Annotated in this window: 13 protein-coding genes and 1 other annotated feature; of the genes, 1 reads left to right on the top strand and 12 read right to left on the bottom strand. The window is 40.2% G+C overall.

Translation table 11 applies throughout. The features are described 5' to 3' along the window. Nucleotides 1–278: 278 nt before the first annotated feature. From ACR42H_RS07560 to ACR42H_RS07540, 5 genes are all read right to left on the bottom strand, one after another. On the bottom strand, nucleotides 279–1,214 hold the full coding sequence (locus ACR42H_RS07560) for an ABC transporter ATP-binding protein (RefSeq protein ID WP_113883333.1): 936 nt from the start codon (nucleotides 1,212–1,214) through the stop codon (nucleotides 279–281). Nucleotides 1,215–1,216: 2 nt separating this feature from the next. Next, the gene (locus tag ACR42H_RS07555) at nucleotides 1,217–2,284 is read right to left on the bottom strand and encodes an ABC transporter ATP-binding protein (RefSeq protein ID WP_113883334.1); all 1,068 of its coding nucleotides are present in this window, start codon (nucleotides 2,282–2,284) and stop codon (nucleotides 1,217–1,219) included. Nucleotides 2,285–2,296: 12 nt separating this feature from the next. Beyond that, a complete protein-coding gene (locus ACR42H_RS07550; protein ID WP_395858188.1) occupies nucleotides 2,297–3,214 on the bottom strand; it encodes an ABC transporter permease in 918 nt (305 codons plus the stop codon). Next, the gene (locus tag ACR42H_RS07545; RefSeq protein WP_113883336.1) at nucleotides 3,214–4,149 is read right to left on the bottom strand and encodes an ABC transporter permease; all 936 of its coding nucleotides are present in this window, start codon (nucleotides 4,147–4,149) and stop codon (nucleotides 3,214–3,216) included. Before ACR42H_RS07545 ends, ACR42H_RS07550 begins: the two co-directional genes overlap by 1 nt. 95 nt (nucleotides 4,150–4,244) lie before the next feature. Further along, nucleotides 4,245–5,891 carry a peptide ABC transporter substrate-binding protein gene (locus ACR42H_RS07540; RefSeq protein ID WP_113883337.1) on the bottom strand — a complete coding sequence of 549 codons (1,647 nt, stop codon included), beginning with the start codon at nucleotides 5,889–5,891 and terminating at the stop codon, nucleotides 4,245–4,247. A 614-nt stretch (nucleotides 5,892–6,505) separates the two neighbouring features. Then, nucleotides 6,506–6,723 (top strand) — a binding site (T-box leader). A 100-nt stretch (nucleotides 6,724–6,823) separates the two neighbouring features. On the opposite strand from ACR42H_RS07540, the gene trpS reads away from it, so the two are divergent. Continuing rightward, nucleotides 6,824–7,813 carry a tryptophan--tRNA ligase gene (gene trpS / locus ACR42H_RS07535; protein WP_113883338.1) on the top strand — a complete coding sequence of 330 codons (990 nt, stop codon included), beginning with the start codon at nucleotides 6,824–6,826 and terminating at the stop codon, nucleotides 7,811–7,813. 31 nt (nucleotides 7,814–7,844) lie between these two features. Here the strand turns inward: trpS and ACR42H_RS07530 are convergent, their stop codons facing one another. From ACR42H_RS07530 to ACR42H_RS07500, 7 genes are all read right to left on the bottom strand, one after another. Continuing rightward, nucleotides 7,845–8,591 carry a YjbA family protein gene (locus ACR42H_RS07530; protein WP_113883339.1) on the bottom strand — a complete coding sequence of 249 codons (747 nt, stop codon included), beginning with the start codon at nucleotides 8,589–8,591 and terminating at the stop codon, nucleotides 7,845–7,847. Nucleotides 8,592–9,097: 506 nt separating this feature from the next. Continuing rightward, on the bottom strand, nucleotides 9,098–10,018 hold the full coding sequence (gene opp4C / locus ACR42H_RS07525; RefSeq protein WP_113883341.1) for an oligopeptide ABC transporter permease: 921 nt from the start codon (nucleotides 10,016–10,018) through the stop codon (nucleotides 9,098–9,100). 12 nt (nucleotides 10,019–10,030) lie between these two features. After that, entirely contained in the window at nucleotides 10,031–10,996 is a 966-nt protein-coding gene (opp4B, locus tag ACR42H_RS07520) for an oligopeptide ABC transporter permease (protein ID WP_113883342.1), read from the bottom strand. Nucleotides 10,997–11,092: 96 nt separating this feature from the next. Continuing rightward, entirely contained in the window at nucleotides 11,093–12,823 is a 1,731-nt protein-coding gene (gene opp4A, locus ACR42H_RS07515) for an oligopeptide ABC transporter substrate-binding protein (RefSeq protein WP_113883343.1), read from the bottom strand. A gap of 35 nt (nucleotides 12,824–12,858) precedes the next feature. Continuing rightward, nucleotides 12,859–13,878 (bottom strand): ABC transporter ATP-binding protein, encoded by a 1,020-nt coding sequence (locus ACR42H_RS07510; protein WP_009331221.1) that lies wholly within the window; start codon nucleotides 13,876–13,878, stop codon nucleotides 12,859–12,861. Next, nucleotides 13,875–14,900: an ABC transporter ATP-binding protein gene (locus ACR42H_RS07505; protein ID WP_113883344.1), complete on the bottom strand. Its 1,026-nt coding sequence runs from the start codon at nucleotides 14,898–14,900 to the stop codon at nucleotides 13,875–13,877. Before ACR42H_RS07505 ends, ACR42H_RS07510 begins: the two co-directional genes overlap by 4 nt. A gap of 157 nt (nucleotides 14,901–15,057) precedes the next feature. Next, the gene (locus ACR42H_RS07500; RefSeq protein ID WP_436375351.1) at nucleotides 15,058–15,867 is read right to left on the bottom strand and encodes a DUF2268 domain-containing protein; all 810 of its coding nucleotides are present in this window, start codon (nucleotides 15,865–15,867) and stop codon (nucleotides 15,058–15,060) included. Nucleotides 15,868–15,916 lie beyond the last annotated feature (49 nt).

The raw sequence follows: 15,916 nt of genomic DNA, 5'->3' as shown, positions 1-15,916 counted from the left end.
TTTAAAAAATATTAAAATGCTGCTTAATTAAATGAATTGACGGAAAAATATAAATAATCGAAAATTCTAATAGTAATATTCTAGAAAATGTTGTATTATATACTAAAGCTTACGTTAGCGAATAAACGTGTTAAAGAGATATTTCTCCTATCTACATATATGACTGAGCAATTTACATCTTGGTAACTCCTTTTACGATAAAAAAGGATTAACATAAGTTTAGCAAACACTTACTTTTCCAAGATGTAAAAAACGATCTCAGTTGAGATCGTTTTTTGTTATTTGGCATATTGAGCTTTTAATTCGTTATACTCTTTTTCAGAACAGTAAACAAAATGTCCCGGAGTAATTTCACGCATTTCCAGCTTTTCATTCTCAGCGTAATTGTGAACTGCTGTATCATATGATTTCCTTCTGCGGGAACGTTCCGTTTCTGGATCCGGAAGCGGAATAGCTGACAGCAGTGATTGAGTGTAAGGATGCATTGGGTTTGCATATAAATCTTCTGCTGGCGCAAGCTCTACCAGTTTACCGAAATACATTACACCAATACGATCACTGATGTACTTAACCATCGATAAGTCATGAGCGATAAACAGATATGTCAATCCTTTTTCACGCTGCAGTTTTTTCATAAGGTTTACTACCTGAGCCTGGATGGAAACGTCCAATGCAGAAATTGGTTCATCGGCAATAATGAAATCAGGGTCAACCGCAAGCGCGCGGGCAATCCCGATACGCTGTCTCTGTCCTCCAGAGAATTCATGAGGGTAGCGGTTAGCATGCTCTTTGTTCAAACCAACTGTTTCCAATAGCTCATAAACCCTCTCCATACGTTCCTTTTTGCTCTTTGCCAACCCGTGGATATCGATGCCTTCCGCAATGATATCGGCTACTGTCATACGCGGATTTAAGGAAGCGTAAGGATCCTGGAAAATCATTTGCATTTTCCGGTTAAACTTTTTTAGTTCTTTGGCTGACTTTTTGCCGTGAACATCTTCACCTTCAAAAAGAACTTGACCATCTGTTGCATCGTATAATCTGATAATGGTTCGTCCAGTAGTTGATTTACCGCAGCCAGATTCACCTACAAGTCCAAGGGTCTCTCCCTTATAAATATCAAAAGTTATCCCATCAACTGCTTTTACCATATTGGGACGGCCTACATTAAAATGCTGTTTTAAATTTTTAATTTGGAGCAACTTTTCTGCCATTATTATTTTCCCTCCTTGACTAATACAGGATTTTCAAATGTGGAGGATAATTGGCGCATACGTCTTTTTACTGCTTCCGGCGGCTCAACCTTTGGAGCATCCGGGTGAAGAAGCCATGTTTTTGCAAAATGTGTTTCTGAAATCTGGAACATCGGCGGTTCTTCTTCAAAGTCAATTGCAAGTGCATATTGATTTCTGGCTGCAAATGCATCTCCCTTTGGAGGATTTGTCAGATCCGGAGGTGTTCCAGGTATCGCAGCTAATTCAGCTTTATCATCATTTTCTAAGCTTGGCATTGATGCAAGCAGTCCCCATGTATAAGGGTGACGCGGGTCATAGAAAATTTCATCCACAGTGCCCATCTCAACAATCTGGCCAGCATACATTACAGCTACACGGTCCGCAACATTTGCAACAACACCCAGGTCGTGCGTGATAAAGATAATGGATGTATCCATTTTATTTTGAAGATCTTTCATAAGCTCCAGGATTTGCGCCTGAATAGTAACGTCAAGAGCTGTTGTCGGCTCATCAGCGATAAGCAGCTTTGGATTGGCTGCAAGAGCAATCGCAATCATTGCACGCTGTCTCATACCGCCGGAGAATTCATGAGGATATTGATTAACTCTTTTCTCAGGCATCGGTATACCAACAAGTCTCAGTAATTCAACTGCTCTGTTTTTGCCATCAGTCTTCGTCATATTTTGATGTTTAATCAGCACTTCCATGATCTGATTTCCAACTCTCATCGTTGGATTCAATGACGTCATCGGATCCTGGAATATCATACTGATTTCCTTACCGCGAATTTTTTCCATTTGTTTTTCTGTTTTTGGTACGATGTCATCACCGTTCAACAGGATCTGCCCGCCTGAAATTCGGCCTGGCGGCATAGGTATTAACTTCATAATAGACTGGGAAGTAACACTTTTGCCTGAACCTGATTCACCAACAATCGCAAGCGTCTCTCCCTTATGAAGGTCAAAGCTGACTCCCCGGACTGCTTTTACTGTACCTCCATATGTTTGGAATGAGACTTCTAAATTTTTTACTTCAAGTAATTTTTCCATGTTCTCACTCCTTTATTTACGCATTCTTGGATCCAGAGCATCACGCAAGCCATCTCCAACTACGTTAAAAGCAAAAATCGTTAAACAGATAAACGTAGCAGGGAAGAATAAGCGCCATGGGTAGTAACGCATAGCCGGCAATCCATCATTGGCCATTGTTCCCCAGCTCGCTATAGGCGGTGTTAATCCAAGTCCAATAAAGCTTAAGAATGCTTCAGTAAAAATAGCAGAAGGGATCGTTAGCGTCATTGTGACTAAAATAGGTCCCATTGAATTTGGAATTAAGTGTTTGCCCATAATTCTGTTTGTATTTGCACCAAGCGTTTTGGCTGCCAGGACATATTCCTGATTTTTAAGAGATAACACCTGTCCGCGGACAATACGGGACATATTGATCCATCCTGTAATGGACATTGCAATGATCATAGTAGACAATCCCTGTCCAAGCACAACCATTAACAGGATTACTAATAATAAGTAAGGTACACCATATAAAATATCGGCAAAGCGCATCATACCCTCGTCAGTGCGTCCGCCCTTATAACCGGCAATACCGCCCCAAAATACACCAATAATTAAATCAATTACAGCTGCAGCAACTCCAATGAAGATAGAAATTCGTGCCCCTTCCCATGTACGGGCAAATACATCACGGCCAAGATCATCTGTACCAAACCAATGTTCAGAAGAAGGCGGCTGGTTTTTGTTGCTCAGATCATTTGATGCATAATCATATGGAGTCATATATGGTCCAAAGATTGCCATGAAGATTAGCAGTCCTAATAATACTAATCCAAACAGGGCAAGCTTGTTTTTTCGAAATCGAATAAATACATCTTTCCAAAAAGAAAGACTTGGTTTTGAAATTTTTTCAGCTTCACCAAGCTGTGTTCCGACTAACTTGAACTTATCCTTCGAAATCTGCATAATTACTCTCCTTTCTTCCCGCCAGCAAGTTTGATGCGTGGGTCGATGATTCCGTATGCAATGTCAACAAGGAGAATAGATACAAGCAACAGAATACTGTAGAAAACTGTTACACCCATAATTACCGTATAATCACGATTGTTGATACTTGTTACAAAGTGTGCACCAAGTCCAGGAATACCGAAGATTCGTTCAATAACGAAACTTCCGGTTAAAATACCTGCGGTTAAAGGCCCCATATATGTTACAACAGGTAATAGTGCATTACGGATCGTATGTTTTACTGTAATTACTCCCCTGCTTAAACCTTTTGATTTAGCAGTCTTAATATAATCATTCGCCAGAACTTCAAGCATGCTGGAACGAGTTAACCGGGCTATAAAAGCCATCGGTGTGGATGCCAGTGCAACGGCTGGAAGAACGCTGTGCATAAATGATTCCCATCGTGCTACAGGGAAAATACCCATTTTTATTGCAAGGAAATATTGCAGGAATGATGCCATGATAAAGGAAGGTACAGAGATACCTAATACAGCTACAATCATCGCAGTGTAATCCGGCCACCTATTGTGTTTTAATGCCGCAATGATTCCTAATAGAACTCCTACTGCAACGGCGATAAAAATGGCTTCCATTCCGAGAAGAAATGAAACAGGGAAACCTTCATTAATCAGGTCGTTTACAGTTTGGCTTTTATATTTGAACGATGGTCCAAAATCCCAATTGGCAATTCGAACCAGATACTCCCAATACTGTGCATACCATGGCTTGTCCAGCCCAAAGTGGGCATTCAGGTTTGCTTCAATTTCGGGAGGAAGTTTTTTCTCAGATGCAAAAGGGTTTCCGGGTGCAATGCGCATGAAGAAAAACGTTGCTGTAACAATCATCCAAAGAGACAGAAGCATGTACACCAAGCGTTTTCCAATATATTTCGCCATTGTCAAACACCTCCAATTTATTACAATGCCTTAATCAGAAACGAAGGTATATGGGATTGAGCATCCCATATACCTTTCATAAAGTTTAGCTATGTTTATTCGAAGTGTGCCCACTTATATTGGACATCACCAAGACCGGATACTGCAACATCTTTAAGGTTCTCAGCCTGTACCCAGTTGTTAGTATAGAAATAGATTGGAGCAACTGGCATATCTTCCATGAAGACTGCTTCAGCATCCTTCAATAACTGCTGGCGAGCTTCAGGGTCAGTTTCTGTTGCAGATTTAGCAAGCAGATCCTGGAACTCTTTGCTTTCCCATCCAGTATTGTTGTTACCGCCATCAGCGTCACGGTACATTTCTAAGAAGTTGATTGCATCGTTAAAGTCACCCAACCAGCCCATACGTGCTACTTGGTAATCCATTTGGTTTACATTATCAAGGAATACATTCCACTCTGCATTATCTAGTGTTACTTCAACACCTAGGTTCTGTTTCCACATATCCTGGATTGCCTGTGCAATCTTTTGGTGTGCCTCAGAAGTATTGTAAGAAAGAGTTACAGCTGGAAGTTCAGAAGCATCTTTATAGCCAAGCTCTTCAAGACCTTTTTGTAAATATTCTTTAGCCTTTTCTACATCGTTATCAGAGAAATAACCCTTTTCGTTTTCTTCAAACATTGAAGGTGGAACAATTGCCATTGCAGGAAGCTGTTCACCCTGAAGGATGTTATCAATAAGCTCCTGACGGTTGATAGCATGTGCAAATGCCTTACGGATATTGACATTATTAAATGGTTCTGCAGTTGTATTAAACTTGTAATTGTAAATACCTGCGATTGGCTGAGTAACTAAGCGGCCTTCGTCTTTAAGTGCCTGCATAGCGTCAGTTGGAAGAGCACCTGTTGGAGCTCCAGCCCAATCTAGTTCTCCGTTGTCAAACATAGATAATTCAGTATTAGGATCATTGATCATGATCATTTCAATGCTGTCCAGCTTAACTGTTTCAGCATCCCAGTATGTCTCGCTCTTCTCAAGAACGATCTTGTCACTGTGAGCCCATTCAACTAAATGGAAAGGACCGTTAGTAGTGAAATTTTCACCAGCGTCAGTTGCCCATTCTGGGTTAGCTTCAGCAATCTTGCTGTTAACTGGCAGATAAGTATAGAAAGCAGTCAATTCTTCAAAATATGGTGTCGGATTTACTAATTTAACTTCTAAAGTTTTCTCATCGATAGCTTTAACACCAACCGCATCCTTTTCACCTTTGCCTGTATTGAATGCTTCAGCGCCTTCAAGGTAGTAAAGCTGGTATGCATAAGTTGAGTTGTTTGCAGGATCTAATGCCCATTTCCAAGCATATTCAAAGTCTTTAGCGATTACAGGATCGCCATTTGACCAGTTCGCATCGCGAATTGTGAATGTATAAGTTTTTCCGTCTTCAGAAACTTTGATGTCGTCTGCCATTGCTTTTTCAGGCTTACCATCTTGATTAATGCGAGTAAGACCTTCTAACACATTACGAAGTACAGTTCCAGAAGTTGAATCTTCTGCTAGTCCTGGATTCAATGATGGTGGTTCAGTGTTGATGTTTACTCTTAACTCCTGCGGTACATCAGACTTTCCGCCGTCGTCTCCGCCTTTTTCGCCGCCGTCAGCATTGTCTCCGCCGCCGCTGCATGCAGCAAGGAACATGCTTAGCACAAGCAGCATGCTAAAAAAGATCGATAATCTTTTGTTCACGGTATTAACCCCCTATTTAATTTCCTCAAACAATATCCTTACGCTTGTCTTTCACAAAAAACACAACTGTGCGCCCCAGATATATTGCTCAAATAGTCTGTTAATTAAATTTAAAAAATTTGCAGACTATTTAGAAGGCAACAAAAAAAGCAAGTTTATATTCTCTTAAAGATAGATTATCCCTATATTCTGATAATTCAGATTAAAAGGAGTAATCTATAAGATGTAAGCTATAAACTTACTCAATATGCACCATACTCTCGCTATCTGGAGTGATATAGTTTTGTTTTAAATGTAACAAAATCGTAAAGATTATGTTTGTTACGTTTATTATAAATAGTTTAAAAACTTATTGCAAGTGGCTTTTTGTACATGCAATCCAATCGAGTATGACATTTTTCGTCAAAAAGTCTTATAAATTAAGATTTTTGAGATTTTAAAAAAATTTTTCTTTTTATGTTTATTTGCTATTTTAATAGGAATCATCACCCATTTATTGTCAAATACAGCCTTGAAATAGAGGCTATCGATACATTCATTTTACCTTTTATTAACTTGATTTTTGTATCCGTATAGTTTAACTTATTATATAATACAAATAAAAATTAATTATCTAGTCGGCAATGAAAAAAGAGTAGTACATTTACTGAGGGTTAACAGAGAGTCTGTGGAAGGTGCAAACAGGCAGCCCGGTAAATCGAATGGACTTTTGAGCTTCTGGATTTTCAGGCGCTTCCCTGCGTTATCGGGGACCTATGCATTATTCTGCATAGGGCAGAGTGACTCAGTATTTGAGTAATTAGGGTGGCAACGCGGACCATTCGTCCCTATTTTATAGGGATGAATGGTTCTTTTTTATGCTTAAAGCACAAAAATTTCTCCTCACCGCCTGTCAATTCATGATCTTTTAAGCCGATTAAAGGAGGAAAAACATGAAAACTATATTTTCCGGCATCCAGCCCAGCGGCACAATTACCCTTGGGAATTACATCGGTGCCATGAAGCAATTTGTTGAACTGCAGAATGACTACAACTGCTATTTTTGCATTGTTGACCAGCACGCAATAACAGTTCCCCAGGACAGACTGGAATTAAGAAAAAACATCCGAAGCCTGGCTGCCCTATATTTGGCTGTTGGAATTGATCCTGAGAAATCCACCCTATTCATTCAGTCGGAAGTACCAGCCCATGCCCAGGCAGGTTGGATGATGCAATGTGTTGCTTACATCGGTGAGCTCGAACGCATGACCCAATTCAAAGACAAATCAGAAGGTAAAGATGCCGTATCTGCAGGACTGCTGACCTATCCTCCTTTGATGGCTGCCGATATCCTTCTATACAACACCGACTTGGTTCCAGTTGGAGAGGATCAAAAGCAGCACCTGGAATTAACTCGTGATCTTGCAGAAAGATTCAATAAGAAGTACAACAACATCTTCACCATTCCTGATGTAAGAATCGCCAAAGAAGGCGCGAGGGTTATGTCTCTTCAGGATCCATTAAAGAAAATGAGCAAGTCTGATCCTAATAAAAAGTCATTTATATCATTATTAGATGATCCAAAACAAATTGAAAAGAAAATAAAAAGTGCTGTAACAGATTCTGAAGGCATTGTTAAATATGATAAGGAAAACAAACCTGGCGTATCCAATCTCCTTTCCATTTACTCAATTCTTTCAGGGAAAACTGTTGCGGAAATCGAAAAAGCATACGAGGGCAAAGGATATGGAGATTTTAAAGCCGGTCTGTCAGATGTTGTTGTTGGAGCAATTAAGCCTATTCAGGATAAATATTATGCGCTAATGGAATCGGAAGAACTTGATCTTGTACTTGATCAGGGAGCTGAAAAAGCCAATAAGTCTGCATACAAAATGGTTAAAAAAATGGAAAGTGCAATGGGACTCGGCCGTAAGAGAAAATAAAAAACAGCCTTTTGGCTGTTTTTTATTTTTTTTAATTCACTTTTGGGCCATGCTCCATTTCCCACAACTTCTCAAAAAACGGCTGTCCTTTTATTAAATTTTCACAAAACTTCTCGTGTTTACCTGACCAGCCGTATTTACTTTCATCGTAAAGTTCATACCATGCTTCTTCAAAGTTCATTGACTGTATTTTCGAATAGCGTTCCGGGCTCCACTCCGTATACCAATAACGGATCTCAGCATCATTTTTGGATGAATGAAGCTGATCCAGCGCCATAAACAGCAGCTGCTTAAGCTGTCTTTCTTTTCTCGTCAGGCCTGCCATCAAATCCGGAGATGGAGAAAGGATATGAAATTCCTTTAATGCTGTTTGATCATTAAATGAGTATGTTGCCGTTTCCTGATTTTCAAGCATTTCATATGCCAGCTGCTCCTGACGCGGGATAAGTCTGCTTTTTCTGATAGGAATATTGTAGCCGATCGTATCTACTGCCAATATGCCTGTCCCATCTGAAACAACAAAACAATACTCCAATTGAATGCGTTCATGATTTTTCCTTAAGTAAGCTTTTTGATAAATATCATCTAGCAGTTGTTGTGGCAGCTCGGAAAGATCATTTTCAATATAATTAAAAAGAACCGGGTCAATCTTTAACAGCGGAACCTGATCAAGCAGTTCTACGCCATCATCTTTTCTCCATTCATGAAAATGGCATACATTGTATCCATTCTCTTCTCCTTCAAACCAATTCACCCAAACATCATGAAGATACAACATTTTTCAACCCCCACTTCAACAAACTATTTGTCACTCAGTATGGGCAGTAGGCAGTAAATTTATTCCTATATTGCTCTCGTAATCCATTTTTTGTAATAAATTTCAAAATGACATTGCTGAATAAATACCTTCTCTTTATTCATTCAAATTTGAATAAGGAAAATATATGCTAACAGTTATAATAACGATTCCGATCGGAAGCAAATAACATTCTGGACGTGAGATAATAAAATTGAGATATTCTTTGAAGGTATGCCCAGTTGTAAGCAAATTTAAATACCCTATTACACTGACTCCTCCTGAAACAGAAATCCCAAATCCGGTTAAAAGCCAAAATGCCCTAAATAACATTTTCTTTCCTATATGCGTGAGTCCCAAAAGGTCTTAATGCTGCCATAAACTCACTCCCAGTCTTTTTTTACATGTATATGAAGGAATCTGTTCGGATATGTACAAGCTATTGGCCTGAAAACAACAAAAAAACGCCTGATATAGGCGTTTCTTAACTATCTGTTAGATTTAGGATTGAAGGCATCTTTTAAGCCTTCTCCAATGAAGTTAATTGATAGGATTGTAAATGTTAAAACCGCAGCTGGCGGAATCCATATCCACCACTTACTGGTTAAAACATCCGGACTTCTTGCTTCCTGAAGCATATTCCCCCAAGTAGGTATGTTGATCGGAACACCGAATCCCAGGAAGCTTAGGCCCGTCTCAGCTACAATCATCGCTGCCAGTGTAATGGTCGCCTGAACAATAATGGTTGACATTACGTTCGGCAGCAAATGTTTAAAAATGGTCTTTGGTGCAGAGCATCCGATAGAAACTGCACTCATAATATATTCATTTTCCTTCTCAGCCATGACCTTGCTTCGCACAAGACGGGCAGTTCCTGTCCAGCTGAGTACACTTATTACGAATATTAGAGTTCCTGTACTTGATTCGATAAAAATTGATTTTAATACGATAACAAATAGCAGGAATGGGAAGTTCATCATAAAGTCTGTGAATCTCATTAGGGCATTGTCGACCCAGCCGCCAAAATACCCCGCAGTAGCACCAACAAGAGTACCAATAGTAATAACAGCTAGCGTGATAGAGAATGCAAGCAAGAGTGAAGTCTTGCCGCCGTGCAGAGTTCTGGCAAAAACGTCTCTGCCTGACTTGTCAGTGCCAAAGTAGTGATCAGCAGATGGTTCTTTGCTCATTTGTGTTAAATTGATCTTAGCTGTCTCCTCAACTGGCATAGTCAGCGGCTCAGCCAATATGGACATTGCACAGACCAGCAGCAGGAATACCAGACTGATCATTGCTGCTTTGTTGCGCAAAAACTTGCGGCGGGCGAGAGCCCATGGTGATTGACTCTTCGGAGGTTTAACAGGTTCTGTTAAACCAGGCGAAGTTTGCTGTGATATTGATGGTTCCATACTCCCACCTACCTAACTTAAACGAATACGCGGATCTACTAGACCATATAGTAAATCTGCAACTAAATTTCCAATCAGGGTCAAGATAGTCAGCATCATGGCAATAGCCATCATGACAGAATAATCACGTGCATTAACTGATTCTACGAATAAATAACCGATGCCAGGGTATGTGAAAATGGTTTCTGTGATAATTGCCCCTCCAAAAAGATTGGCAATATCGAATCCAAGTAATGTAACAATAGGTATGATTGAGTTTCTTAGAATGTGCTTATTATAAATCGCAGATTCTTTCGTACCTTTAGCTCTTGCTGTACGAACATAATCCTTGCGAGAGCTTTCGATCATATCATTTCTCAAGAACTGTGTGTAAGCGGCTGTAGCCATGGCTCCCAGGACAATAGCCGGCAATACTGTATGTTTTGCTTTACTTAAGTAATATTCCAGTGTGCCCGCTTCTACCCCGCTGCCGATACTTCCACTGGCTGGAACCCATCCAAGATTGATGGCAAAAACATAAATGGCAACCAAAGCTGCAACAAAGCTGGGAATTGCAAGTGCTAGATAGTTAAATGCTGATATTAAATAATCTCCCATGCTATAGGCAAATCGCCCAGAGTATCTTCCCATTAAAAAAGCTAATAAATAAGTGATTAAAAGAGCTGATATTCCTAAAATGATCGTGTTCGGCAAACGGTCACCAATTAATTCCATAACCGGGCGCTTATGAACAAATGAATCTCCAAAATCTCCTTGGACCACACCACTCATCCAGCGGACATACTGCACAGGAATAGGATCATTCAATCCCATCTGCTCACGCATTTCTTCAATATACTCCGGATCTGAGTTTAATGGGTCAATTTTTCCAGATAGCGCATCACCAGGCATAAGCTTTGCGAGGGTGAAAACCACTACTGAGATAAGGAAAATTATTGGAATCATACCTATGAGTCGTCGAATTGTGTACTGTAGCATTTCCATTCCCCTTACCAAACAAAAATTTATTCGCTGGTTAAACTTGTATTCCTTGGAGAACAAATCCCCCAAGGAATACAGGTTCCTTTTATCCTATTACTCTACAATGTGCCACTTGTGGAACTCATCAGTTCCGAATGGAGTTACTTTCACTCCGCCAACACGCTTGTTGATCGCCCATGGATCTACACGCTGTTCGAAGAAAATGATCGGCAATTCTTCGTTAACAAGCTTCTGCCATTCGTTGTAGACTTCCTGACGGTGTTCAGTTACATCTTTACTAGCATCTTCAGGGAAAGTTATCCCTTTCTTGATTAGCTCATCAGACTTTTCACTGTACCATCTCCACATGTTCCACTTGTCAGTAGATAACCAGATTCCAGCTGGATCTGGATCATTAGCAAGTCCCCAAGCACCCATGAATGTTTCAACAGATGGGTCATCTGCTTCAATAGTGTCATAGAATAAGTTGAAATCTTTTAATGAACCGCCGTTTAGCTTAGCATTTAAGCCAACTTCCTGCCAGGATTGAAGGATGAATTGAGCACGTGCTTCTGAAGTTTCAGCGCCTGCCATTGCATCAAAATTAATTGTAAATGGCTTGCCTTCTGGATCTTCACGGAAGCCGTCGCCGTCTTTATCTACATAGCCTGCTTCGTCAAGTAATTTCTTTGCTTTCTCTGGATCATACTCATATTGATTGATTTCTGAATCATCAATTTTTGCCCAAGATACTGATGGGAAAGGAGTGTTTAATGGTTTTCCTAATCCGTTTGCAAAGCCATCGATAAATGCCTGACGGTCAATTGCATGTGCCATTGCATGGCGAAGGGATTTGTTCTGGAACTTCTTGTTATCAGAAACTACTACACCTTTTTTAGTGTCATAATGACCCCAGTCAAAAGCGATATAGCTGTAAGACATGGCATCTGCTTCTACTGGATTTACATTGTCAAGAGCTTTAATAGCTTCCCACTGATCCTTTGGAGCTTCAATAACATCGATTTCTCCGTTCTGCACTAAACCTTGCGCAAGAGAACCATCAATAATTTTGTAAACTACACCATCCAATTTAGCTGGTCCTTGCCAGTAATCATCAAAACGCTCAAATTCAATCATTTCACCAGGTACGATGTTTTTCACTTTAAAAGGACCTACACCGATTGGTGTTTTACGGATTTGATCGGAGTCCGGAAGCTCTTTAGAAGAAATATCCCCATAATGGTGCTTTGGCTCAGGATAAACCCAAATATTCTCCAATAAGTTAACAGAAGGCTCAGTTACTGTCACTTCAATTGTATAATCGTCAATTACCTTGATACCTTCAATTGTCTCAGCTTTTCCGTCTTTATATTCTTGAGCACCTTTGATCATTGCTACGTTAGCAAAACGTGCACCTTCATAAGTTGGATCAGCAATTAAATACCATGCAAATTCCATATCTTCTGCAGTTAATTCTTCACCATCATGCCATTTAACTCCTTGCTTAAGCTTGAAAGTTAATTTCGTCTTGTCTTCAGATAACTCATAATCTGCCAGATTCGGTTCAGATATAAGCTCATCATTTACTTTGAGCAAACCTTCATGCATAAACTGAAGGGCATTAGCATCATCTTCACCCTCGTAATAAGCATAAGATAAAACACCTTTAAATGGCTGAGTATAACCGAATGTTACTGTTCCACCCTCTTGAGCTTCTCCTGATGCTTTCCCATCATCCTTTGGTTCCTTTTCAGTGCTGGCTTTCTCTCCGCCGCCAGAACATGCTGCCAGGAATACAGACATGACCAGCAGAAGTGATAGCAGCCAAAATGCTGATTTCTTCATTAGTTTCCCCCCGAAAAATATTTTTTGACAAAGCCTTATTTATATAAGTGACAAGCGACTCTATGCCCAGGCTTCACCTCCTTTAAGTGCGGTTTTACACTCTGGCACTCTGGCATTGCATGCGCGCAGCGCGGATGAAACGTACATCCTTTTGGAGGATCAATCGGGCTTGGCACATCGCCCTCTAAAATAATTCTTTCTTTTTTCTTGCGCGGATCCGGTTCTGGGATCGCAGAGATTAGAGCTTGAGTATAAGGATGTAAAGGCTCTGCATAGAGGCTGTCCTTTTCAGCGACTTCTACAAGGCCTCCCAGATACATAACCCCTATCCGGTCACTCATATGTTTAACTACACTCAAATCGTGGGCAATGAATAAGAAAGTAAGATCAAATTCATCCTGAAGCTCTTTCAGCAGATTCAATACCTGAGATTGGACCGATACATCCAGGGCGGAAACAGGCTCATCCGCAATAATGAGCTTTGGTCTTAAAGCCAGTGCCCTTGCGATACCGATACGCTGTCTTTGCCCGCCGGAAAACTCATGCGGGTATTTATAGTAAGCATCTTCAGGCAGCCCAACTTTCGCAAGAAGATCCATTACTTCCGGCTTCAGTTCCTTTTCGGATTTGCTGTTATAGTTCCTGATGGGCTCTGACACAAGATGCCCAACCATCATCGTGGGATTTAATGATGCATAAGGATCCTGGAAAACCATCTGGAAGTCCTGGCGGATTTTCCTCAGGCTGGTTCCTCTTACATTTGTGATATCCTGTCCGTCAAATATGATTTGTCCGTCTGTTGGTTCTAGAAGTCTGAGGATCGTTCTGCCTGCGGTTGATTTTCCGCAGCCTGATTCTCCCACCAGCCCCAGCGTCTCCCCTTTCTTAATTTCAAAGGAAATATCGTCGACCGCCTTAACGACTGCCACAGTCTTTCTAAGGATTCCGCCTTTTATTGGATAGTAAGTCTTTAGGTTCTTAACCTCTAAAAGCACTTCATTGCTGCTTTTATCCTTTTTTAAAACAGCTGTATTATTATGCTCTGTACTCATCATGCGTTCACCTCTTGTTTCGGATGGCTTGTCTCGTAAAGCAGACAGGCAACCTCATGTCCTGCTTCATTTTCTGCCAATTGAGGTGTAACTGTCAGGCAATCAGGCATTGCCTTAGGGCAGCGCGCCGCAAATTTGCACCCTGTTTTAGGCATGTTTTTTAATGAAGGCACAATTCCTTTTATTGTGCTTAGCTTTTCCACTTCTTCATCCATTTTCGGAATTGCTCCCATCAGGAGCTGAGTATAAGGATGTTTTGGATTGTGAAATAAGGAATCTACATCTGTCCGTTCTGCTATCTTTCCTGCATACATAACAATTACCTCATCACACATCTCGGCCACAACGCCCAAGTCATGAGTAATCAGAATGACGGACATATCATTGACTTCCTGGATTTCTTTTAGAAGCTCAAGAATTTGGGCTTGTACAGTAACATCCAGGGCAGTTGTCGGCTCATCGGCGATCAGCAGCTTCGGCTGGCAGGCAATGGCGATGGCGATCATAACCCTTTGCCTCATACCTCCTGAAAGCTGATGCGGGTATTCATCTACAATTTTTTCAGGCCTTGAAATTCCCACACTTTTTAGAAGTGCGATACTTTTAAGCCGCGCTTCTTTTTTGGAGATTTTCATATGATTGAATAATACTTCCTGCAGCTGGAACCCGATAGAGAAAACAGGATTTAAAGAAGTCATTGGTTCCTGGAATATCATTGCGATATCTTTTCCCCTGATATTATTAATCTCTGAATCTGTCATCTTCTCCAAATGAATACCGTCAAAGATAATTTCTCCATTTCGGATTTGGCCGATTCCTTTTGGCAGGAGCTTCATGACAGAGAGGCTCATTACAGATTTACCGCAGCCCGACTCTCCTACGATTCCAACTATTTGTCTAGGCTTAACTCTAAAAGAAACATTATCAACTGCGTTATAGTATGTACCATCTATGGAAAATGCCGTTTCTAAATTCTTCACCTCTAGTAATGGTGCGTCTTTATGTTGACGGGAATTTGCGCTCATAGGACACCTCTTACCTTTTCGAATTATTCTGTTAATTCATTCTATTTGTCTAAAATATTATTACAAACTTATTACAATTGCAAGATTTTTTTAAAATTTGTTAAGATTCATTTTTCTTCACTAAAAAAAAAGCCTACATTTTAGGGCTTTAAAGCGATTACGACTCCAGTTTATATAAAGTTTGGTCCACAAAATATTCGGATGGCGCAATAAAAGATAGTTTTGTAGAAAAACTTTTTTTCTCTCTAAATTCCCTTACAATTTCGTAGCCAGCAGCATAACCAAGTAATGGAGGGTAGGGTCTTTCGCCATAAAGTACCTTTTGATGAAGCCTCTCATTCTTTTTTAATTTCAAATGAGTTTTAATCATTTTATCCCAGAAATTCCTGATCTCTTCCTTTGAGTATCTGCTGCACCAGGAACCTCTGAATTTCTTACCACAGTGAATTTCTACCGCATGTTCGGCAAGCCCTTCCAATATGATGGAATCTAGCAGCGTAAATTCTTCAAGCGTTTTTTTCTGTGAGTTAATCCTGCAGGCATGGTGATATTCATGCACAAATAATGCCTCTACTTCGTCTTCTTCTATATGAGAAGGAAGAAACAGAAAGAGCATATTTGCAAATGATACTCCCGATTTTCCAGAATGCCGCGAAAATGGGCCTCCTCCTGCCGACGGGAAGATATAAACATCAATATTAGGGCCGCCCCACTTCTTCCTATATTTTAAGTATATTTTTTCTGCTATATTCCATGTTTGCTTTTCTTTTAATTCCTTAAAATCATTCCTGCTGAACCGGTCAGGTTTATACATGCCGAAACCCATTAAGTATTCGTATATTTTTCGGGGATTATGATCATTAAAGGGTCCTGTAAGTTTTTCACATATTTTAAGCGGTTCATTAAAACTTTCTTCGAGCCATAAATCTGTTTTGACTATCCCATTTCCCCACCTCGATTTATTCAATATTTAATAAATTTTATGTATGCGGCAGCATTTTGTTCTTCAAAATAAA

This window comes from Cytobacillus sp. BC1816 (assembly GCF_051353635.1).
GTDB lineage: Bacteria > Bacillota > Bacilli > Bacillales > Cytobacillaceae > Cytobacillus > Cytobacillus oceanisediminis_C.
Note: the sequence above shows the minus strand (reverse complement) of the source record. Positions and strands in the feature narration are given on the sequence as shown.

Excerpts from the sequence above, each read along its gene's own strand:
- ACR42H_RS07505 (WP_113883344.1), bottom strand. The coding sequence starts at position 14,900 with ATGAGCGCAAATTCCCGTCAACATAAAGACGCACCATTACTAGAGGTG.
- ACR42H_RS07555 (WP_113883334.1), bottom strand. The coding sequence starts at position 2,284 with ATGGAAAAATTACTTGAAGTAAAAAATTTAGAAGTCTCATTCCAAACA.
- opp4B (WP_113883342.1), bottom strand. The coding sequence starts at position 10,996 with ATGCTACAGTACACAATTCGACGACTCATAGGTATGATTCCAATAATT.
- ACR42H_RS07530 (WP_113883339.1), bottom strand. The coding sequence starts at position 8,591 with ATGTTGTATCTTCATGATGTTTGGGTGAATTGGTTTGAAGGAGAAGAG.
- opp4C (WP_113883341.1), bottom strand. The coding sequence starts at position 10,018 with ATGGAACCATCAATATCACAGCAAACTTCGCCTGGTTTAACAGAACCT.
- opp4A (WP_113883343.1), bottom strand. The coding sequence starts at position 12,823 with ATGAAGAAATCAGCATTTTGGCTGCTATCACTTCTGCTGGTCATGTCT.
- ACR42H_RS07560 (WP_113883333.1), bottom strand. The coding sequence starts at position 1,214 with ATGGCAGAAAAGTTGCTCCAAATTAAAAATTTAAAACAGCATTTTAAT.
- trpS (WP_113883338.1), top strand. The coding sequence starts at position 6,824 with ATGAAAACTATATTTTCCGGCATCCAGCCCAGCGGCACAATTACCCTT.
- ACR42H_RS07510 (WP_009331221.1), bottom strand. The coding sequence starts at position 13,878 with ATGATGAGTACAGAGCATAATAATACAGCTGTTTTAAAAAAGGATAAA.
- ACR42H_RS07545 (WP_113883336.1), bottom strand. The coding sequence starts at position 4,149 with ATGGCGAAATATATTGGAAAACGCTTGGTGTACATGCTTCTGTCTCTT.